This is a genomic window from Flavobacterium cupriresistens (assembly GCF_020911925.1).
Lineage (GTDB): Bacteria > Bacteroidota > Bacteroidia > Flavobacteriales > Flavobacteriaceae > Flavobacterium > Flavobacterium cupriresistens.
This window is the reverse complement of the sequence record NZ_CP087134.1, coordinates 3,574,155-3,596,162: the sequence shown is the minus strand read 5'-3', so window position 1 is coordinate 3,596,162 and position 22,008 is coordinate 3,574,155. Positions and strand designations below refer to the sequence as shown.

Below are 22,008 nucleotides of genomic sequence, written 5' to 3'. Positions count from 1 at the left end.
AATGAACAACGACTATCAAACAAAAAAAAGAATATTTCAGAAAAAAAAATAAATTAAATTTCATTGAAACTGTAACAAACCAAAAAAAGCAAAGTCCTTATTAAAAACTAGCAACCATTACTTGAATATAACAAACCAAAATATCGAAGAATTAATCACGCTTTGTAAAGAGAACAATCAAAAAGCACAATTCGAAGTTTACAACCGTTACTGTAAAGCCATGTATAATGTGGCGTACAGAATTGTAAAAGACGAGCATTTTGCACAAGACGTCATGCAGGAAGGTTTTTTGAAAGCTTTTACAAAAATTAACGACTATAAGCAGGAAGTTGCTTTTGGGGCGTGGTTAAAAAAAATAATTGTCAATTACAGTATTGATTTTTATAGAAAGAATAATGCTCTTCAAATCGAGGATCTAAGCAAGACACTTTACAAAATTGAGGAAGATGATAGTTTCTTTTCTGAAAGTATTGATTTGAACTCCTTAAAAGTAAAACAGGTCTTAGATGCCATTTTAGGATTAAAAGACAATTACAGAATGGTTTTGACCCTCTTTTTTATTGAAGGTTATGATCAGGAAGAAATTTGCGAAATTTTAAATATCAGCTATGCCAATTGCCGGACCACATTAAGCAGAGCTAAAGAAAATTTACGAAAAAAATTAGAGGAAATATGAAAAAGGAAAATGACAACTTAGAACAATTGTTTAAAAAATTAGAAAATCAGTGGGATGTACAGGAAATAAATCCGGATCACCAACTTGATTTCCTGAATAAACTAAACCATCAAAAGAAACCTAAGAGAAATAATTATGCCGTGTGGGGAATTGCAGCGTCTATTGCCTTACTGATTGGAATATCTGTTTTTTATAACAATGACACGAAGCCAAAGCAATTTCAATTTGCGTCCAACGAAACCAAACGAACCGATTCCATATTCAATATTTTAATTGATAACGAACTGGTTAAACTAAAAGAAAAAAGTTCGCCTGAAAATGAGCAAATTATAAATGACGCTTTAAAACAGATGAAAGTTTTTGATGCCGATTATCAGAAAATCATAAACGAATTGCAAAAAAATGGCGAAAACAAACAGATTATTTACGCCATGATTAGCAATCTTCAAACCCGAATCTCTTTTTTACAAACGGTTTTACAACGAATAGAAGAAAACGAAAACTTAAAAAATACGACACATGAAAAAACACTATAACCTCCTAATGCTCTTTCTTTTGATTCCTTTCTTGGGATTTTCAAACGATGAAGGCTACATTTCAAAACAAAAAACAATCAAAAAAACCTATATCGTCAATTCCAATGCCGGAATAGATATTGACAATAAATACGGTAACATCACTGTGACAACCTGGGATGAAGATAAAATTGATCTGGACATTACCATCAAAGTAACCGGAGGGAATGAAAATTGGGTAAACGAAAGATTAAATAGCATAACGGTAGATATTACGGCTTTAAAAGCAATGGTTAGCGCTGTTACGTCGCTTGGAAGCTCTTCTTTTAAAAGCAGAGGAAGCAGCAATAGTTTTGAAATTAACTATGTCATTAAAATTCCAAAAAACGGGACAGTAAAACTTAGTAATAAATATGGAAACATTATTACGGGTGATCTGGCTTCTACTACTGATATTTTCTGCAAATACGGCAAAGTAGAACTTAGTAAATTAAACGGAAATGCTAATAACATTCAAATCGAGTACTGTCAAAATTCAACCATTGATTATATTAAAAGCGGAACTATTGAAGCCCGATATTCCGGACTAAAAATCAATGATGCCGGTAAAATTACCCTCGATACCAATTATACGGACCTAGTGATTGGTGATGGACAAAGTGTTAAGTACGATTGTAATTACGGTAAATTTAAGTTTGAAAAAATTGGCTCTGTTACCGGTTCCGGAAATTACCTTACAGTCAATGTTGGAGAGCTCTTAAGCAACTTAAGCGCCGATCTGACCTACAGTAAACTAAGTGTTGGAATCATAAACGAAAAAGCCAATAACGTGACTGTAACCTCCGAATACTCCGATATTTCATTGGGATACGACACCAACTTCGCTTTTGATTTTGATATCAACAACCGATACGGAGGTATTAAAAATGATGGTTCATTAGATATCTCATCTTCAGAAACTAAAAACAGTAGTAAAAGAATAAGTGGCTTTTATAAGAAAAAAGGACAAAATAAAATCGCTGTCAATTCAAGTTATGGCAGTGTAACGTTAACCAAAAAACAATAACCAAAAAAGTATAAATTATGAAAAAATCAGTTCAATTATTAGTTTGTGGTGCATTTCTTTTAAGCTTAACAGCTAATGCACAGTCGTCAAATAAGGTAACAGGAAACGGTAAAATAAGTACCGAAACCCGAAATACAAGTGATTATGACGGAATAAAAGTCTCAGGTTCTTTTGATGTAGACCTGGTTTCCGGAAAAGAAGGGAATATTACCCTCAAAGGAGAAGAAAACTTACTTCCATTGGTACAGGTTGAAGTTTCAGAAAATACTTTGAAAATTTCCATGAAGAAAAACACTAATATTCGTTCCCGTCAAAAAATACAAATTACGATTCCGTTCGAAAAAATATCTCAAGTGACTTTATCCGGTTCGGGAGATATTCAAACTAAGAATAATATCAAAAACGATAAATTTTCAGCTAAACTTTCGGGTTCAGGAAACTTTAATTTAGGTATCGATTCTAATGATCTGGATCTTAATTTAAGCGGATCAGGAAATGTACGATTGAAAGGAACAGCCAATAATTTTACCACTAAACTTTCGGGTTCAGGAGATATAGATGCGGCTGATCTGAAATCAAAAAATGCTGATATCAACATTTCAGGTTCCGGCAACGGTCGTGTTAACTGCAATGAAACTCTAACAGCAAGAGTATCCGGATCCGGTAATATCAAATATGAAGGGAATCCAGAGAAACGTGATGTAAAAGTTTCGGGTTCAGGAAACATTTCCAAGGCATAAAAACAGCTAACTAAAATCATAAAAAGCAATAATTAATAACGTAAAAACCATGAGAAATTTAATTATTGCTTTTTTATTAAGCATCGGTTTTCCATGTCTAAGCCAGCAAAAAGCAAACCCAATTAGCGAAAAAGAAATTTTTGCTTCTCTCGATAAAAATGCCGCTACATTACTAACCAATTCAAAGGCTTATTCTGTCTCTATTGGTGTTGTAATAGACGATAAAGTCTACACCAGACATTATGGCGAAATCGACAAAGGAAAAGGAAACAAAGCTACTGACGAGACTCTTTTTGAAATCGCTTCTACTACAAAAGTATTTACTGGGACACTTGTTGCAAATGCAGTCCTGGACGGGAAAATAAGATTAGACGATGACATTCGGAAATACCTGAACGAAGAATTTTCAAATTTGGAGTTTAAGAAAAACCCAATAAAAATTAAAAATCTAATTACCCACAGAAGCGGGATATTAACTCCTTTTCCGGATACCAAAGAAATTAGACAGAAATACAGTCCTGACAGCTTTCTTGTTCACAAAAGCAGACTTGATAAATCGTATACCAAAACCGATTTTTTTACTGCTCTGCGACAGGTAAAAGTGGACACTCTTCCGGGTACAGCCTTTAAATACGGAGCACTAGGCCCTGAATTGTGTGCCCATATTCTGGAGAATGTTTACAAAAAGAACTACCAGGATTTATTACAGCAACATATTTTTGACAAAGCAGGAATGAAATCCACAAAGGTCAAATTGGCTACTACCGATGTACTTGCCAACGGCTATAATGCGAGTGGATTACTAATGACTCCTTTATCCAGCAATCTTTGGGGTGCTTCTAAGATGCTCAAATCTACTATGAGCGACTTAATTAAACTTATAAAATTTGAACTGGACAGAACTAACAAGGTTGTTATTGAATCCCATCGAAGAATTTATACAAATGGCGATATGGGTTATTTTTGGGAAATTCAACAAGCTCCCGATAAAACTATTGTTTACGCCAAAGATGGAGGCTCTAATGGTACGCAAAATATACTTAAAATACACTCAGAGTATAATTTAGGCTTTTCAATTATCATGAATCAAAGTGATAAAGATTCAGGCACACATCTGGAGGCTGCTGCCGAAGGTCTCTTGGCAGATTTAAAACCTGCTACTAAAAATGTTACGCCTTAAAAAATGCAAAGAGTTAGCATAATCTAAAAACCATTCCTTTAAAAAACCGATAATAATGAGACGGACAATTTACATTTTCCTTCTGGTGCTTTCTTGTGCCCTATCTTTTGGTCAGAAAAAAGAAAATACAGATGAAACAACAAATAAGATCAGTGCTTTAAATAGTTTAAAAGCAAGTATAACATCACTTATGGCCCAACACAATCTAAAGGGTTTAAGCGTCCCGGTATTTGAAAATTACAAAATAATCTGGACAAGCGAATGGGGAATTAAAGCAGCTGACTCGCCAGAAAAAATCAATGCAAATACAGCTTTTTCAACCGCCTCCATTTCAAAGCCCATTACGGCAATAGTTTGCGCTATTCTGGAAGAAAAAGGTTTAATTAATCTGGACGATCCTATTTCTAATTACCTTAAAAGATGGAAATTACCTGAAAATGATTTCACAAAAAGCAGCAATGTGACCTGGAAACAGCTTTTATCTCATACTGCCGGAACAAGTCAAGGCGGTTTTGAAGATTATTATCAAGGTGATTCAATTCCGACAATTGTGGAGAGTCTGCAGGGAAAATTATTGCCCAGATCCAAAAAAGAAATTGAGTTTCTTTTTAAACCGGGAACCAATTGGGAATACAGCGGCGGTGGATATGTAATCCTTCAATGTGCTCTCGAAGACCATCTTGGAAAGCCGTTGGCCCAAATTGTAAAAGAACAGCTGCTTGATCCTTTAAAATTGCAAAACTCAACCATGATTCAACCTAATGAAGACGGTTTTTTAACCAATATTGCAAAAGTGCATAATTCAAAAGGAGAAATTATCAAAACCGGAATTCCGATTACTCCACAAGTAGCTCCTTCCGGTTTATGGTCTACTCCCACTGATCTGGCCACTATTGCCATCGAAATGCAAAAGGCTTTATTAGGCAAAGGAAACACTGTAATTTCTACAACCGTTGCTCAAAAAGTGACCCAAATCGTAACATTAAACGGACCAAGAGGCTGGAGTTACGGCTGGCAACGAAGTCTAGGTTGGGGCAATCTGGATTGGTTTACACACGATGGCTCTAACACAGGGGTTGGCGGTGAGCTTCTAGCCACTATGAAAAAAGGGAACGGAATTGCGATTTTAGCCAATGGTGACAAACCTAATCGTTATCCTTTAATGAGTTATATCACTAAAGAAGTTATAAACAAACTTAATTGGACTATTCCGGTCGATGAACAAACAACCAAAGAAACTCCCTTCGCACTGCGTAATGCCATAAAAGGCTATTACACCGAAATTCTTTACGGCTATAACCGTCTCGGAACGACAAAGATCTTCGAAGAAAACAAAAAACTATACCTCTATTCCCCTTTCTTCAAAGAAAATTTTGATACCGAAAAAAGTAGCATGTACTACCTAGGCAACAATACTTTTAAGGTTGACAATTACCCAAATAACATTCAATTTAATTTGAATAACAAAAATGAGTTAACGGGAATCACCATTTCCCGCCAAGGTGATACAGTTCAAAAGCTGGAACTTACATTAGATGAAATCAGGACTCCACAAACCAGAATGATCGAAATTTTTGATAACTCTAAATTTGAAACTGCCGTTGTTGCATTCAAAAAGTTGAGACAAAAATATCCTGATTTTAATTTTGAAGAGGCCATCAACAATTTAGGATACAGTGTTTATAACAAAAAGCAAACCGCTCTTTCGATACAGTTATTTTCACTTAACTGCAGCGAATACCCACAATCTGCTAATGTTTACGATAGTCTGGGTGAAATCTATGAGCTAACCGGAAAATTAGAATTAGCAAAACAAAACTATAAAAAATCATTGGAGCTAAATCCCAAGAACAACAATGCCAAACAGATGATTGCAAAAATTAATACCCTAATGAATCCGTAAAGGATTTATCAGGGTATTACTCTTTATTAAAAATAGATTTACAACTGGTCTTTTGACCTACTAATTACTTTGAAGTTGCATTTTTTGGAACTCTTCTCAAAAGAAAAATAGATGTTAAGAAGAAAAGAGCTAAAATAACGATTGCCGCACGCGGGCTTCCGGTAATTTGATCAATAATTCCGTAAACACACATTCCGATTACGATTCCGATTTTTTCGGCAACATCGTAGAAACTAAAAAACGAAGCTGTATCTTCTGTTTCCGGCAATAATTTCGAATAAGTAGAACGAGACAAAGACTGAATTCCACCCATTACAAATCCTGCCATGGTTGCCATTACATAAAACTCAATTGGTAAAGTGATAAAATAGATCAAAGCACAAAATGTAGCCCAAATACCATTGATTACGATCAGGGTTGGGATATTACCCCATTTATTTGAAGCTTTTGAAGTACAAATTGCACCCACAACGGCTACCAACTGTATGATCAAGATACATTTTATTAAACCAATAGTACCATCTTCTTCTGTCTCCCATTGAATCTCCTGAGCCCCAAAATAAGTAGCAACTAACATAACAGTTTGAACTGCCATACTTGAAACAAAAAACCCTCCCAAATAACGTTTCAATGGAATATTTTTTTTCATAAGACCCCAAACTTTTTTTAGCTCTTTGAAACCATTAAATATAACATCACGTGATAATTTCTGAGTAGTTTCTTTACTTCCTTTAGGCAAGAAAAAGTAAGTATATTGACTGAACAGAACCCACCAAACACCAACCATGATAAAAGAATATCGCATTGCTTGCATCTTTGCTGCTCCATTTTCTGCCCCCATAATCATCACCAAATTAATAATTAGCAAAAGAACACTTCCCACGTATCCTAATGAATAGCCTTTGGCGCTAATTTTATCTTGCTGTTCCGGAAAAGCAATATCCGGAAGATAGGAATTATAGAAGACCAAGCTTCCCCAATAACCAATTAATCCTAAGAAATAGAATGCCAATCCAACATAAATATTACCCAAATCAAACCAATATAATCCCATGCAGGATAATGCTCCAACGTAACAAAAGAACTTCATAAAAGATTTTTTGTTTCCAACGTAATCCGCAATACCGGATAAGAAAGGGGAAATAAAAGAAACCACCAAGAATGCTGCCGCCGTAATAAAACTAATCAAAGCAGAATTTTTTAAGTGCATCCCAAAAACATCTATATAATGATTGTCATCTGAGAATAAGCTGTCGTAGAAAATTGGAAATACTGCCGATGCAATGGTAAGTGTATAAACAGAGTTTGCCCAATCGTAAAATGCCCAGGCATTTAGCAATTTTTTATCTCCTTTTTGTAAGTTCTTCATAAAAATGGGTTGGTTAATTAAGCTGCGAATTTATCTCTTTTTTATTAAGAATTCATTATTACAGTATTAAGAACATCATTTTTTATAAAAAAAGAAACTCATCGCACTTTTCAAAGATCTACAAAAATATTTGGGAAAGGCTTATTTTGTTTAAAGTGTATGGTTTTAAGTTATAGCTGTAGGGGCTTCGGCTTCGCTCAGCCTGACAATAGGTATAAGTAGAGCAAAACTGAAAACTGTGACTGAAAACTAAAATGTCAGGCTGAGCGAAGTCGAAGCCCTATTTAATAACTCCTACCTTAAGCGCCGTAGCTTTTGCTTCAGGTATCAATGCTTTTATATTAGCAATCCTTGTAGCGTCAGACGGGTGTGTACTCATGAACTCGGGAGTTGATGCTCCGCCGGATTTAGCAGACATTCTACTCCAAAATGCTACAGCGTCATCCGGATTATAACCGGCAATTGCCATAAGTGTCAGTCCAATTTTGTCTGCTTCGGTTTCGTTTCCTCTGCTAAATGGCAGCATAACGCCAACCTGCGTACCAAGTCCGTAAGCTTGTGAGAATATTTGTTGTGTTTGTTGTGTTTTTCCACTGGTAGCTGCTCCCAGAGCAACACTTCCGATTTGTTGCAATTGAGCCGCACTCATTCTTTGTGCTCCGTGATTAGCCAAGGCATGCGAAACCTCGTGTCCCATTACAGTTGCTAAACCTGCATCGTCTTTGGTGATCGGCAAAATACCGGAATACACCACAATTTTACCTCCCGGCATACACCAGGCATTAACTTCTTTATTGTCAACTAACTTGTATTCCCAACGGTAGTCTTTTAAATATTGTGTTTGTCCTAAATACGTCAGGTATTTTTCTGCAGCAGCTTTAATTTTCATACCAACAAGTTCTACCTTTTTAGCATCTGCTGTCCCCGTAATCACTTTATTTTCAGTTAAAAACTGGTTGTATTGCTGAAAAGAAGACGGAAACAATTCACTGTTTGAAACAAAGTTCAAATTTTGCTTTCCTGTAATCGGATTTGTTGCACAGCCCATCAAAAGAATAACAGCTGTTCCTCCTAACCAATATTTTTTCATAATTCCTGATATTTAAAGTAACAAAAATACGATTATTATGAAATCCTCATTTACATAATTCAATTAAAATATATCAAAATAGTACTATTCTCCTGTGATATGAAGTTCGCTGAATTCTTTATTTACTATTAAAAATTGATTTTCTGAGAAGCCAACTTCATCAAATGCTACTTTTTCATTATCAATTTCAATTGTCGTCACTTTAAAAGGCAGTCCGATTAAATTGATCTTATACTTGCTGTAATTTGTTTCGAATTTACCTTCTTTGTGCAACTGCACAATCAGTTCTTTTTCTTTTCCGATTGTGGTGAAAGACAGAAAGCTATAACGCCCTTTTTTGTAATCGTAACCATCTTGAGAATCTTCGTATACAAACGATTTTTCTTTTCCGTTTTTGAAATACAAATCCAGTGTCAATTCATCAAACTCTAACTCTCCGACATATTGCTGAACAGGGTATTTTGGAATGATAGCACCTGCTTTTACAAAAATTGGAATCTCATCAAATTTGGTATCCACCCACACTTCTCTTCCTCCGTTTGAGAACTCATTGGTCCAGTAATTGTACCACTCTCCTCTTGGAATGTACATACGTCTGCCTAACGAATTTGGTTCCAGTATCGGGCAAACTAATATCTGATTTCCAAAGATAAATTCATCATTGCGATAATGGGTTTGTGTATCTTCCTGATCGTAGTAAACAAGCGGTTTCAACATCGGAATCCCTTCTTCAATATACTGCCAGAACATGGTGTACAAATACGGCAATAATTGATAACGAAGACTAACAAATTTTCGGGTAATATTGATCACTTCTTCGTCAAAAGCCCAAGGTTCCTGATTCCCATGGTCTCCGGAAGAATGCGTTCTGCAAAATGGATGAAATACACCTAATTGAATCCATCGCGCATACAATTCTCCGGTTGGTTGTTCAGCAAAGCCGCCAATATCAGAACCGGTAAAACCCATTCCTGAAATCGACATTCGCTGTACCTGAATATTAGCAATCCACAAATGTTCCCAAGTGGCGACATTATCCCCAGTCCAGGACGAGGTATATCGTTGTGCACCGGAATAGGCCGATCTTGTAATCACAAACGGTCGCTTTGGATAAGCAAATCGTTTTACTCCATGATAGGTCGCTCTGGCCATTTGCGTACCATAAATGTTATGCGCTTTTCTATGACTACACGGATTTCCATCATAAACATGACGAACGTCCATCGGAAAAGTTTTATTTGGCACCTCCATTACGGCCGGTTCATTCATATCATTCCAAACTCCTTTTACACCAAAGTCCGAAATTAATTCTTTGAATAATCCTGCCCACCATTCTCTTACAGCAGGATTTGTATAATCGGGAAAATTACATTCGCCGGGCCATACTTTTCCTTTCATATAAGGACCGTCGGCTCTTTTGCAGAAATAATCTTTCTCTAATGCTTCTTTATAAACCCAATAGTCTTTGTCGATTTTAATACCGGGATCTATGATTACAACCGTTTTAAAGCCGTCTTCAGCCAATTCGGCGACCATACGTTTTGGATCGGGAAAATAGTCTTTATTCCAGGTAAAACAGCGAAAGCCTTCCATATAATCGATATCGAGGTAAATCGCATCACATGGAATTTTGAGCTCCCTAAATTTTGAGGTAATTTCTTTTACTTTACTTTCCGGGTAATAACTCCACTTACACTGATGGTATCCCAAAACCCACAGTGGTGGTAATTCGGGTTTACCTGTTAAATCGGTGTAGGTTGTCACAACATCCTGCATTTGGGGACCATAAACGAAATAATAATTCATCTCTCCTCCTTCTGCCCAAAAACTCGTAACATTCCTTCTTTCCTGACAGAAATCGAAAAAAGTTCTAAAAGTATTGTCAAAGAAAATCCCGTACGATTGTTTGTTATGTAAGCCAATATAAAATGGAACTACTTTATATAGCGGATCTTGTTCTTTTTGAAAAGCATATTGATCTGTGGCAAAATTTTCTACTCTTTTGCCTTTTAAATTCATCTGAGTTGCTTTATCTCCTAAACCATAAAAACATTCTCCATCTTTAGAAGATTTACTCATTTTTACGATGTTGCCACCATATTCATAACTTTCTTCCCAATGAAAACCAAGTTCGTCTTCCAAAATAAGAAAATCGTTTAAATCATAAATGGATAAACGAAGATCAGCCTTTTGAATTTTGCATTTTACTTTGCTGGTTCTGATTTGGAAATAAGTTGCTTCTTCTGTTAACTCGAGGAAATTATATCCGTGTAACTGTGTTTTATCAATTGCATATGAAAAATCAGTACTAAAATACCCTTTTGTAGTAAAGCGAAACCGAATTAAACTGTCCCTGAGAATGGTAACTTTTAAGATTACTTTATTGTCTGTGTGAAAAAAAATGGAATCTCCTTCATGTTCATACGAGACAATTTTTGATGGATATAAATCGCCTTTGTATTCTAATGATGTGTTTGTAATCATATCGCTGATAAATTAATTATAACAATTCTATCTCTTTCAAACATACAAAAAAACTAGTTAAACCTTTATAAATATGAGGTTTATTCACGAAAACGTTTTCTCTGTGGGAGTGAACAATTCCATCTTAAAAAAGCAAAATATCGATAATTTACGAGCCAAAAAATAACAAAATCCTATCGTACAAAAATTGACTGGTTCTATTCAAAAGAATAAATCGTTACACTCAAAGGTGGCAAGGTCAATTCAATCGAATAATCTCTTCCATCGTATGGCGATGCTTCTATTTTTAGAGATCCCGGATTACTGATTCCGCTTCCTCCATAACTTTTATCATCACTGTTAAATACCTGCTTCAGTTTCCCTTTTTGGTGAATTCCGATTCGGTACTTTTCCCGTATCACTTGTGTGAAATTACAAACGATAATCAAATTTTCTTTTGCAACATTTCCTTTTCGAATGTAAGCCAACACCGCATTTTGATGATCCGAATAATTAATCCATTCAAAACCATCATTGTCAAACTGTTTTTCGTACAATGCCGGATGTGATTTATAGAACTGATTTAAATCTGTAATTACTTTTTTTATTCCCGAATGATAATCGTATTGCAATAAATGCCAGTCAAGGCTTTTTTCAAAATTCCATTCATCACTTTGCCCAAATTCACAGCCCATAAACAACAGTTTGGTACCGGGATGCGTAAACATATACCCGTACAACAAACGTAAATTGGCAAACTTTTGCCATTCATCACCCGGCATTTTATTGGCAATTGATTTTTTTCCATAGACCACTTCATCGTGCGAAAACGGCAACATGAAATTTTCGCTAAAAGCATAGGTCATCGAAAAAGTCAATTCGTTCTGGTGGTATTTTCTGTAGACGGTCTCTTTTTGAAAATATTTTAAAGTATCGTGCATCCAGCCCATCATCCATTTCATTCCAAACCCCAAACCTCCTGAAAACACAGGTCTTGACACCATCGGAAAAGAAGTACTTTCCTCTGCAATGGTCTGAACTCCTTCGAAATTAGCGTAAATAACTTCATTAAACTCTTTCAGGAAACTAATGGTCTCGAGATTTTCTCTTCCTCCATAAATATTAGCCTCCCATTCGCCCTCTTTTCTGGAATAATCAAGGTACAACATCGAAGCGACGGCATCGACTCTTAGACCATCTGCATGGTAATGTTGCAGCCAGAAAACAGCATTGCTAATCAAAAAGGCACGAACTTCATTGCGTCCGTAATTAAAAACCAGACTTTTCCAATCCGGATGATAACCTTTTCTGCGATCCGGATGTTCGTATAAATGTGATCCGTCAAAAAAGCCTAAACCGTGCGCATCATCAGGAAAATGAGACGGAACCCAATCTAAAATCACCCCTATTCCAACCTGATGTAATTTATCGACCAAAAACATGAAATCCTGAGGCTTTCCAAAACGGGAAGTTGGGGCAAAATATCCGGTTAGTTGGTACCCCCACGAAGGATCATAGGGGTACTCCATAATCGGCATAAATTCTACATGCGTAAAACCTGTTTCTTTAACATAAGAAACTAAATCTTCCGCAAGTTCCAAATACGTCAAAAAACGATTGTTTTCTCCCCTTTTCCAGGAGCCTAAATGTACTTCGTAAACCGAATAAGGTTTATCAAGACCATTGTGTTCCTGACGCGATTGCATCCAGTTTTCATCCTTCCAGTCATAATTCAAATCCCAGACAACAGAAGCAGTATGTGGTGGTTTTTCGCAGTATAAAGAGAATGGATCAGCCTTTTCGGTTACCACCCCATTTATATTCGATCTAATTTTATATTTGTAAAGTGATCCTTTTTCGATATTGGGAATAAAACCCTCCCAGATTCCGGAAGAATCCCATCGAACCTCTAGCTGATGCTCGTCTTGTGTCCAATAGTTGAAATCACCAACAACAGAAACGGTAGCTGCTGTAGGTGCCCAAACCGCAAAATAAACTCCTTTTACTCCGTCAACTTCTGTCAAATGTGCTCCGAGCTTTTCATACAGTCTAAAATGCTTTCCGGCCTTGAACAAATCGATGTCAAAATCAGTAAAAAGAGAGTGCGTAATAACTTTATTCATAATTGGTTTTTAAAGGCAACAATTAGATTCTTTTTTATTCTATTCTAAAATTATCAGAAAGTATAACATCTTTTTTAATGACCACAATTCCGTCTTTGATGCTGTATAATTCATTACTGAAGTTGTCCAAATGTTTGCCTCCGTTAATATGAACATTGTTTCCAATACGTACATTTTTATCGACCAGAACATTTTTTATAAAACAGTTTTCTCCAATTCCGACGTGAATTTTATTCTTTTCAGTATCCTCTTTCAATTCATCCAAATCCTGATAAAAATCGTTCCCCATCACATAACAGTTCTCAAGAATGGTTCCTTCGCCAATTCTGGAACGAATTCCAATTACAGAACTTTTAATTTCTTTAGCATTAATAATACATCCCTCAGAAATCAAAGATTGATTGATCGTTGAATTTCTAAATTTAGACGGAGGAAGTAACCTCGGACGTGTAAAAATCTTATTGTCATTATCAAACAAATTAAACTCCGGAATATCTGCTGTCAAGCCAATATTCGCTTCAAAAAAGGATTCAATATTTCCGATATCGGTCCAATACCCTTCGTACTGGTAACTCAAAATTTTATGTTTCCCAACCGCTTGCGGAATAATTTCTTTTCCGAAATCTTTCGTATCCGGATTGGCCATTAACTCTTCAAGTAATTTTTTATTAAAGATGTAAATCCCCATAGAAGCCAAGTATTTTTTCCCTTTGGCTTGCATTTGTTCGCTTACTTCCGATTCCCATTGTGGCAAGAGCGAAGCTTCGGGTTTTTCAATAAAAGCTTCAACGCAACTTTCATGGTTGGTTTTAAGAATACCAAATTCAGGTGCGTCTTTTGCGTTTACAGGCAGTGTGGCTATAGAAATTTCCGCATTACTGGCAATATGAGCTTCTAACATTTCATTAAAATCCATTTGATACAACTGATCCCCTGACAAAATCAAAGCATGCTCGAAATCATGTTTTTGAAAATGAGCCATACACTGACGCACAGCATCTGCCGTTCCCTGAAACCAAGTTGGATTATCAGGCGTTTGTTCAGCGGCTAAAATATCAACAAAGGACTGACTGAAAATACTGAAATTAAAGGTGTTTTTAATGTGAGCATTCAAAGATGCCGAATTGAATTGTGTCAATACGAATATTTTAAAAATATCAGAATTAATACAATTTGAAATTGGAATATCAACCAATCTGTATTTTCCTCCAATCGGAACAGCCGGCTTTGATCTGGTTTCTGTTAAAGGGAACAAACGTGATCCTTGTCCTCCTCCTAAAATAATGGCAACTACATTTTTCTTTTTAAACTTCATTTTTCTGAATTATTAAGTTGTAAATTTCGATGTATTCCTCACACACCCTTTCCCAGGAATGGTCGGTCTGCATTCCTCTTTCAATTATTTTATTAAAATTTGATTTATCGGCATAAAGTTTAACCGCCCGATTAATCGAGTAACAAATATCCCCCACAGAAGCCTGATCATGACAAATTCCGTTTCCATCATCACCAAAATCAATTACGGTATCACGCAATCCTCCGGTTCTTCTAACAATAGGCACTGTTCCGTAACGCAGCGCATACAACTGATTTAAACCGCAGGGTTCAACACGGGATGGCATTAAGATAAAATCAGAACCCGCATAAATCAAATGCGCTAATTCTTCATTATAACCAATAAAAACATTGTAATACCCTTTATAATCATTTCTCAATTGAACCAACTGAGCTTCAATATCTGGATTTCCGGATCCCAAAATCAGAATATTGATACTTTCAAAATTCTCTGATAAAGCCAACGCCGAAGCCTGAGGCAATAAATCACCGCCTTTTTCTTCAAACAGCCTTCCAATAAAGCTAAACAAAGGTTTTGATGGATCCAATTCGAACTCCTCACATAACTTTTCTTTATTCTTCTGTTTTCCGGCGCCAAAAGTTTCGACCGAATAGTTTTCTACAATCATCTGGTCCTTAGACGGATCCCAGATTTCAATATCAATACCATTTAATATCCCTTTTGACTTGTCCCGAACCTGGTTAAATAATGCTTCCAAACCATTTGCAGAACGGTTAATTTCATCCAAATAACTTGGCGAAACCGTAGTAACCGCGTTTGCACATTTAATACCAACAGCCAAAGAATTTATAGCAGTATTCCATTCTAAAAAGCCGACATGAATTAAATCAAACTCAGGCAAATAATGCAGCTTATCAAAACCAAACCAGCCCTGATACAAGCCGTTGTGAATGGTAATTACCGTTTTAACGTTTTTTAATCGCTCATACTTATAGGCATACTTTACTAAAAAAGGAATTAATCCCGTATGATGATCATGACAGTTTATTACATCCGGAACCGTTTCTCGAGCTGTAATCCAATCTAAAGTAGCGATCTGAAAAGATAAAAACCGCTCAATATCATCCTCATAACCATAGATGTTTGGGCGATCAAATAATTCTTTGATCTCAATCAGATAAAGCTCATAACCTAACTGATCTGTTGTCTCTTTTAAAACACTGAATGGAAAATCAAAATTCCCCAATTTAACATTTCCCCAATGAACACATTCAAATTCATTTTCTCTTTTAAATTTAGTATCATAACAAGGCACAACCACACGAACCTGATGACCGGCCTTACTTTGATATTTGGGTAATGCTCCTACAACATCTGCCAGTCCACCAACTTTTGCCATAGGGTAACATTCTGCACTTACATGAAATATTTCCATCCTAAAATTTTAAAAACACATTTACTAAACTAAATTCTTGCTGTTTTTTAAAGCAAAAATTTATTAATTGTACTACTTTTATGTTCTTTAAATTTAAGGAAAAATAACCGAAATCTGCGCTTGAGACAAAATTTACCAATATGACAAAAAAGGCTTCCAATCCTATTCAATCTTTAAAAATTCCCCAGTTTATTATTATATCCTGCAAAATTTGCGCTTTTTTCTCTACAAAATTGACCGTAAAGTATGCTGCAAAACTTTTTACAACCCCCATAAAACATAAGGTTCCTAAAAGAGAACTCGATATGGATCACAAAAGCATTCAACACACTATTCTTGTTCCGGCAATAAATAAAAACATTGTGGTGTATGAATACGGAAAAAGTGATCGGAAGGTTATACTTGTACACGGTTGGTCGGGACGCGGTACTCAATTATTCAAAATTGCCGACGAACTTTTGCGAAAAGGGTATGCCACAATAAGTTTTGATGCTCCCGCACATGGAAAATCGGATGGAAAAACAACTATAATGTCTGATTTTATAGAATCTGTTTTAGAAATTGAGAAGCTGTATGGCCCTTTTGAGTTTGCTATTGGACATTCATTAGGCGGAATGTCTGTTTTGAATGCAATAAAAGACGGACTAAATGTAAAAAAAGCTGTCGTTATCGGAAGTGGTGATATTGTACAGGATATTTTGGATGATTTTACTTCAAAAGTTGGGTTAAAACCTAAAATGAGTACCCTTTTACGCGATCATTTTGAAAGCCAATATCAGACAAAAATGGATGATTATTCTGCTTACAGGGCTGCTACTAAAGTTAAAATTCCAGTCTTGGTAATTCACGATAATGATGATCCCGAAGTACCGGTAAAGGCTGCAATTCATATTCACAAACATTTAGAAAACGGAACTTTAGCACTTACAGATGGTCTGGGGCACCGAAAAATCCTTGGAAATCAAAATGTTATCAAAAAAACAATAGAATTCATCGAAACTACTTAATTTTGTGATAGTTATAATTTTTAATTAGTCACTTTTAAAGAAAAACAGAAATGGATTTATTTGAAGAAACATCAAATTGGGAAGTAAAACTTGGGCCAATTTTAAAAAAATACAAAGGTAAAAAGCATCCCTTAGACTATAAAAATACGTATCAGTTACTTGTAATGGTCGTGCTGTCGGCCCAAGATTCTGATGCCAATATAAACACAATTTCGCCCGCTTTATTTGAAAAATTTCCTACACTTGAAAGTTTAGCGTACGCAGATCCCGAAACATTTAAATCGTATATAACCAAGGTTAGAAATTATCCAACAAAATTGCAATGGCTGCTTGATATCGCTAAAACACTACAAAAGGATGAAAATATTCCTTTGAATATGAAAGAATTAACAGCTTTAAAAGGCATTGGAAGAAAATCTGCTAATGTGATTTTAAGGGAAACCAACAAACCTGCGGAAGGTATTATTGCAGATTTACATGTTATTCGTGTAGCTCCCAGAATCGGAATAATCAAAGAAGCAAAAGACGGGATTAAAGCAGAAAAAGATCTTATGCTTGCGATACCTAAATCAATTTGGTCTGAAATTGGAATGGCGATTTCCTTCCTGGGAAGAGAAACCTGCAGACCAAAACCCAAATGTGAGGATTGTTTAATAACGGATTCCTGTCATTATTACACAACTCAAATACAATAGGTTACTGCTATTTCCTTCTTGTATCAATTAAATAAATGATTTTCCAGGTCTCTTTTTCTTTAAACAAAGTAAATGTATTTACTCCTGTATGACTCAATTTGCCATTAAGATAAAACTCATAAGGAGCCCAAACATGAGCCATAGATCCGTCTATTTGAATGTTATAATCTAAAATTTTCTCCTTAAAATTGACACTGGCAGGGATTGATACGATCGATTTGTAAAAATCTTTTGCTTTTTCATCAGATAATTTGTTTCCTTTCAGAGAATTCTCACTGATAGACTGCAGAATAATTTTATCCGAACAAACAGATTTAATTTTCATCGAATCTTTTTCATGAAAACCTTCAAAAAATAATTCAATAGACTTTTGGACTTCTTGTTTTTGTGCATTCGTTATTAATCCAATAAATAAAAATACAATAAGGACATATTTTTTCATAAACCGTTCTTTTTTCTTAAACCCCAAACTGAGTCAGATGATGATCCAGATGTTTGGCAAACAGATTATTCCACTCTTTCGAAGTCAGTTTTCCAAAAGAATGTGATTCTTTACCATCAAATTCACTTTCTCCCAATTCCTGAGTTTTAATCAAATACGCAATCAATCTATTTTTTTCGGCCTCAAAATCACGATTCCCTGCAATTATAAATTGTGGCGCTGTTTGATTATTCTTTGAAAAAGGCTTATCACTGACTATTTTATTCTTCACCAATGTCTTAAGAATAAATTTCACAAAGCCACTAGGTTTCGGATGAATCGTATCATAGACCATTTCATACGCTACATTGCAATGAGCAAACATCTGATCTACAGACATTTTACCCCAAAGCCCTTTTGAATCCAAGTTCAACTGATTAATTCGATTAATGAATTGATCACAATCTTCTCTAAGAAAAATATTTTGCATAATTCTACTGTTCTATAGTTAAGTAAAAATATAAAATTTATTCCCAAAATAGTAAATAGGGTTTTAAAGTTGCCCTAATTTTTGCAAAAACTTCTATTTAGCAAGAAAACAAGGTTGCAAAATGGTGTCTCTTATATGTACTGTTTTTCTTTAACCGCAAGGACCGCAAGGGTTTACGTAAGTGGTCGCAAAGTAAGGCTTAACTGAACTTACATCACTTATATGGTTAAAAAAAAAGTATATAAAACAAAAAACCCTATCCGATTTGGATAGGGTTCTTAAAAGAAAGGCGACGACATACTCTCCCACATAACTGCAGTACCATCTGCGCAGGCGGGCTTAACTACTCTGTTCGGGATGGGAAGAGGTGAGCCCCGCCGCAATAACCACCTTAAGGTCGTTGTTACTTGAGGTAACGTACAATTAATTAAAAATTTAATATTAATAATTAAATAATTGCAACAATATCTTAACATACTGAGATAAAGAATATAAAAAGTCCTTGACCTTAGTCGAAGGGAGAAAGTTTCTTCCCCACACCAAAGTGTGGGGAAAAGGGTGTACATAAGCTTACGGATTATTAGTACTACTCGACTATGACATTACTGCCTTTACATCTATAGCCTATCAACGTGGTCATCTTCCACGATCCTTAAAAGAAATCTCATCTTGTGGTGGGTTTCGCGCTTATATGCTTTCAGCGCTTATCCCTTCCAAACGTAGCTACTCTGCGGTGCCCCTGGCGGGACAACAGATACACTAGAGGTTTGTCCAATTCGGTCCTCTCGTACTAGAATCAGATCCACTCAAATTTCTAACGCCCACAGTAGATAGAGACCGAACTGTCTCACGACGTTCTGAACCCAGCTCGCGTGCCACTTTAATGGGCGAACAGCCCAACCCTTGGGACCTTCTCCAGCCCCAGGATGTGACGAGCCGACATCGAGGTGCCAAACCCCCCCGTCGATATGAGCTCTTGGGGGAGATCAGCCTGTTATCCCCGGCGTACCTTTTATCCTTTGAGCGATGGCCCTTCCATGCGGAACCACCGGATCACTATGCTCTACTTTCGTACCTGATCGACCTGTATGTCTCTCAGTCAAGCTCCCTTATGCCATTGCACTCTACGCACGGTTACCAAGCGTACTGAGGGAACCTTTAGAAGCCTCCGTTACTCTTTTGGAGGCGACCACCCCAGTCAAACTACCCACCAAGCAATGTCCCCCACAACGCGGGGTTAGGCCTCAGATAAACAAAGGGTTGTATTTCAACAATGACTCCACAACGCCTAGCGACGCCACTTCACAGTCTCCAACCTATCCTACACATCATTTATCCAAGGTCAATACTAAGCTATAGTAAAGGTGCACAGGGTCTTTTCGTCCCACTGCGGGTAAACGGCATCTTCACCGTTACTACAATTTCACCGAGCTCATGGCTGAGACAGTGTCCAGATCGTTACACCATTCGTGCAGGTCGGAACTTACCCGACAAGGAATTTCGCTACCTTAGGACCGTTATAGTTACGGCCGCCGTTTACTGGGGCTTCAATTCAATGCTTCTCCGAAGATAACATCTCCTCTTAACCTTCCAGCACCGGGCAGGTGTCAGGCCCTATACTTCATCTTACGATTTTGCAGAGCCCTGTGTTTTTGATAAACAGTCGCCTGGACCTCTTCACTGCGGCCAGCTTGCGCTGGCGACCTTTCTCCCGAAGTTACAGGTCTATTTTGCCTAATTCCTTAGCCATGAATCTCTCGAGCACCTTAGGATTCTCTCCTCAACTACCTGTGTCGGTTTACGGTACTGGTACTAATTACCTGAAGTTTAGAGGTTTTTCTTGGAAGCCCTTAGGCGCACTATCTCTTTGTCCGAAGACTCCGAGTACTATCGTATTTCCCCAAGCCGCGTGGATTTGCCTGCGCAGCTTATAGGTAGGTACTTCAACGAACTATTCCGTCAGTTCGCGGCGCTTTCATCACTCCGTCACCCCATCACAGTAATTAGTAGTACGGGAATATTAACCCGTTAGCCATCGACTGTCCCTTTCGGGTTCGCCTTAGGACCAGACTAACCCACAGCTGATTAGCATAGCTGTGGAAACCTTAGTTTTTCGGTGTGCGGGTTTCTCGCCCGCATTATCGTTACTTATGCCTACATTTTCTTTTCTAACCAGTCCAGCATACCTTACGATACACCTTCAACCCTGTTAGAATGCTCCCCTACCACTTACAGTAAACTGTAAATCCATAGCTTCGGTAATATGCTTATGCCCGATTATTATCCATGCTCGTCCGCTCGACTAGTGAGCTGTTACGCACTCTTTAAATGAATGGCTGCTTCCAAGCCAACATCCTAGCTGTCTGGGCAGACAAACCTCGTTCTTTCAACTTAGCATATATTTGGGGACCTTAGCTGATGGTCTGGGTTCTTTCCCTCTCGGACTTGGACCTTAGCACCCAAGCCCTCACTGTTATCAATCATTATATAGCATTCGGAGTTTGTCAGGAATTGGTAGGCGGTGAAGCCCCCGCATCCAATCAGTAGCTCTACCTCTATATAACTAAAATAACGCTGCACCTAAATGCATTTCGGGGAGTACGAGCTATTTCCGAGTTTGATTGGCCTTTCACCCCTACCCACAGGTCATCCGAAGACTTTTCAACGTCAACCGGTTCGGACCTCCACACTGTGTTACCAGCGCTTCATCCTGCCCATGGGTAGATCACACGGTTTCGCGTCTAACACTACTGACTAAAGCGCCCTATTCAGACTCGCTTTCGCTACGGATCCGTGGCTTAACCACTTATCCTTGCCAGCAACGTTAACTCGTAGGCTCATTATGCAAAAGGCACGCCGTCACCCCACGAAAGGGCTCCGACCGCTTGTAAGCGTATGGTTTCAGGATCTATTTCACTCCGTTATTCACGGTTCTTTTCACCTTTCCCTCACGGTACTGGTTCACTATCGGTCTCTCAGGAGTATTTAGCCTTAGCGGATGGTCCCGCCAAATTCAGACAGGGTTTCACGTGCCCCGCCCTACTCAGGATACCACTATCTATTACACTTGTTACCTATACGAGGCTATCACTCTCTATGGCATAACTTTCCAGTCACTTCTAGTTCCTTGTGCATAAAATGTCGTGGTCCTACAACCCCAATCTTGCCGTAACAACATTGGTTTGGGCTAATCCGCGTTCGCTCGCCACTACTTACGGAATCACTTTTGTTTTCTTCTCCTCCGCCTACTTAGATGTTTCAGTTCAGCGGGTTTGCCCACCTATCGGTGTACTATGTCTTCAACATAGTGGGTTGCCCCATTCAGGTATCTACGGATCAATCGGTGTGTGCCCGTCCCCGTAGCTTTTCGCAGCTTATCACGCCTTTCATCGCCTCTGAGAGCCAAGGCATCCCCCATACGCCCTTATTTTGCTTATTGTACCAATCATAAAATCAATTATGACCGTTTTTTTTTGTCTTTTATTATCCGTATTACTACCAATAACAAAAAACGCTTTCTACTTTTTATTATTTCTTA

General features: G+C 37.3%; 16 protein-coding genes and 2 rRNA genes. 8 read left to right on the top strand and 10 right to left on the bottom strand.

What is annotated here, in order from left to right; genetic code table 11:
• Nucleotides 1-121 precede the first annotated feature (121 nt).
• Genes LNP23_RS15300 through LNP23_RS15275 form a run of 6 tightly spaced genes read left to right on the top strand, consistent with a single transcriptional unit; the run spans nucleotide 122 to nucleotide 6,080 of the window.
• The gene (locus LNP23_RS15300; RefSeq protein WP_047779159.1) at nucleotides 122-676 is read left to right on the top strand and encodes an RNA polymerase sigma factor; all 555 of its coding nucleotides are present in this window, start codon (nucleotides 122-124) and stop codon (nucleotides 674-676) included.
• Entirely contained in the window at nucleotides 673-1,212 is a 540-nt protein-coding gene (locus LNP23_RS15295) for an anti-sigma factor (RefSeq protein ID WP_230001851.1), read from the top strand. The genes LNP23_RS15300 and LNP23_RS15295 overlap by 4 nt, the downstream gene beginning before the upstream one ends.
• On the top strand, nucleotides 1,196-2,257 hold the full coding sequence (locus LNP23_RS15290) for a DUF4097 family beta strand repeat-containing protein (RefSeq protein WP_047779161.1): 1,062 nt from the start codon (nucleotides 1,196-1,198) through the stop codon (nucleotides 2,255-2,257). Before LNP23_RS15295 ends, LNP23_RS15290 begins: the two co-directional genes overlap by 17 nt.
• A 17-nt stretch (nucleotides 2,258-2,274) precedes the next feature.
• Nucleotides 2,275-2,997, top strand: coding sequence for a head GIN domain-containing protein (locus LNP23_RS15285; RefSeq protein WP_230001850.1), 723 nt, complete (start codon nucleotides 2,275-2,277; stop codon nucleotides 2,995-2,997).
• A 49-nt stretch (nucleotides 2,998-3,046) separates the two neighbouring features.
• Nucleotides 3,047-4,177, top strand: a complete 1,131-nt coding sequence (locus LNP23_RS15280) for a serine hydrolase domain-containing protein (RefSeq protein ID WP_230001849.1) — start codon at nucleotides 3,047-3,049, stop codon at nucleotides 4,175-4,177.
• Between the two features lie 55 nt (nucleotides 4,178-4,232).
• Nucleotides 4,233-6,080, top strand: a complete 1,848-nt coding sequence (locus LNP23_RS15275; protein ID WP_230001848.1) for a serine hydrolase domain-containing protein — start codon at nucleotides 4,233-4,235, stop codon at nucleotides 6,078-6,080.
• Nucleotides 6,081-6,144: 64 nt separating this feature from the next.
• Here LNP23_RS15275 and LNP23_RS15270 read toward each other — a convergent pair whose 3' ends face one another.
• The 6 genes from LNP23_RS15270 to LNP23_RS15245 all read right to left on the bottom strand — a co-directional run bounded on the left by LNP23_RS15270 (nucleotide 6,145) and on the right by LNP23_RS15245 (nucleotide 15,857).
• Nucleotides 6,145-7,449 (bottom strand): MFS transporter, encoded by a 1,305-nt coding sequence (locus tag LNP23_RS15270; protein WP_230001847.1) that lies wholly within the window; start codon nucleotides 7,447-7,449, stop codon nucleotides 6,145-6,147.
• Nucleotides 7,450-7,729: 280 nt separating this feature from the next.
• Complete coding sequence (locus LNP23_RS15265) at nucleotides 7,730-8,539, bottom strand: M48 family metallopeptidase (RefSeq protein WP_047779165.1); 810 nt, start codon at nucleotides 8,537-8,539, stop codon at nucleotides 7,730-7,732.
• A gap of 84 nt (nucleotides 8,540-8,623) precedes the next feature.
• The gene (locus LNP23_RS15260; RefSeq protein WP_230001846.1) at nucleotides 8,624-11,023 is read right to left on the bottom strand and encodes a glycoside hydrolase family 31 protein; all 2,400 of its coding nucleotides are present in this window, start codon (nucleotides 11,021-11,023) and stop codon (nucleotides 8,624-8,626) included.
• Nucleotides 11,024-11,220: 197 nt separating this feature from the next.
• Entirely contained in the window at nucleotides 11,221-13,125 is a 1,905-nt protein-coding gene (gene glgB / locus LNP23_RS15255) for a 1,4-alpha-glucan branching protein GlgB (RefSeq protein ID WP_230001845.1), read from the bottom strand.
• Nucleotides 13,126-13,159: 34 nt separating this feature from the next.
• Nucleotides 13,160-14,440, bottom strand: coding sequence for a glucose-1-phosphate adenylyltransferase (locus LNP23_RS15250; protein ID WP_047779168.1), 1,281 nt, complete (start codon nucleotides 14,438-14,440; stop codon nucleotides 13,160-13,162).
• Entirely contained in the window at nucleotides 14,430-15,857 is a 1,428-nt protein-coding gene (locus LNP23_RS15245; RefSeq protein ID WP_230001844.1) for a glycogen synthase, read from the bottom strand. The genes LNP23_RS15250 and LNP23_RS15245 overlap by 11 nt, the downstream gene beginning before the upstream one ends.
• 140 nt (nucleotides 15,858-15,997) lie before the next feature.
• On the opposite strand from LNP23_RS15245, the gene LNP23_RS15240 reads away from it, so the two are divergent.
• Complete coding sequence (locus LNP23_RS15240; protein ID WP_230001843.1) at nucleotides 15,998-16,864, top strand: alpha/beta hydrolase; 867 nt, start codon at nucleotides 15,998-16,000, stop codon at nucleotides 16,862-16,864.
• A gap of 50 nt (nucleotides 16,865-16,914) precedes the next feature.
• On the top strand, nucleotides 16,915-17,559 hold the full coding sequence (locus tag LNP23_RS15235; RefSeq protein WP_230001842.1) for an endonuclease III domain-containing protein: 645 nt from the start codon (nucleotides 16,915-16,917) through the stop codon (nucleotides 17,557-17,559).
• Between the two features lie 7 nt (nucleotides 17,560-17,566).
• Here the strand turns inward: LNP23_RS15235 and LNP23_RS15230 are convergent, their stop codons facing one another.
• The 4 genes from LNP23_RS15230 to LNP23_RS15215 form a co-directional block, all read right to left on the bottom strand.
• Complete coding sequence (locus LNP23_RS15230) at nucleotides 17,567-18,001, bottom strand: nuclear transport factor 2 family protein (protein ID WP_230001841.1); 435 nt, start codon at nucleotides 17,999-18,001, stop codon at nucleotides 17,567-17,569.
• A gap of 16 nt (nucleotides 18,002-18,017) precedes the next feature.
• A complete protein-coding gene (locus tag LNP23_RS15225) occupies nucleotides 18,018-18,470 on the bottom strand; it encodes a DUF1569 domain-containing protein (RefSeq protein ID WP_230001840.1) in 453 nt (150 codons plus the stop codon).
• Between the two features lie 284 nt (nucleotides 18,471-18,754).
• Nucleotides 18,755-18,864, bottom strand: a 5S ribosomal RNA gene (gene rrf / locus LNP23_RS15220).
• A 166-nt stretch (nucleotides 18,865-19,030) separates the two neighbouring features.
• Nucleotides 19,031-21,909: ribosomal RNA gene (locus LNP23_RS15215) — 23S ribosomal RNA — on the bottom strand.
• Between the last annotated feature and the right edge of the window lie 99 nt (nucleotides 21,910-22,008).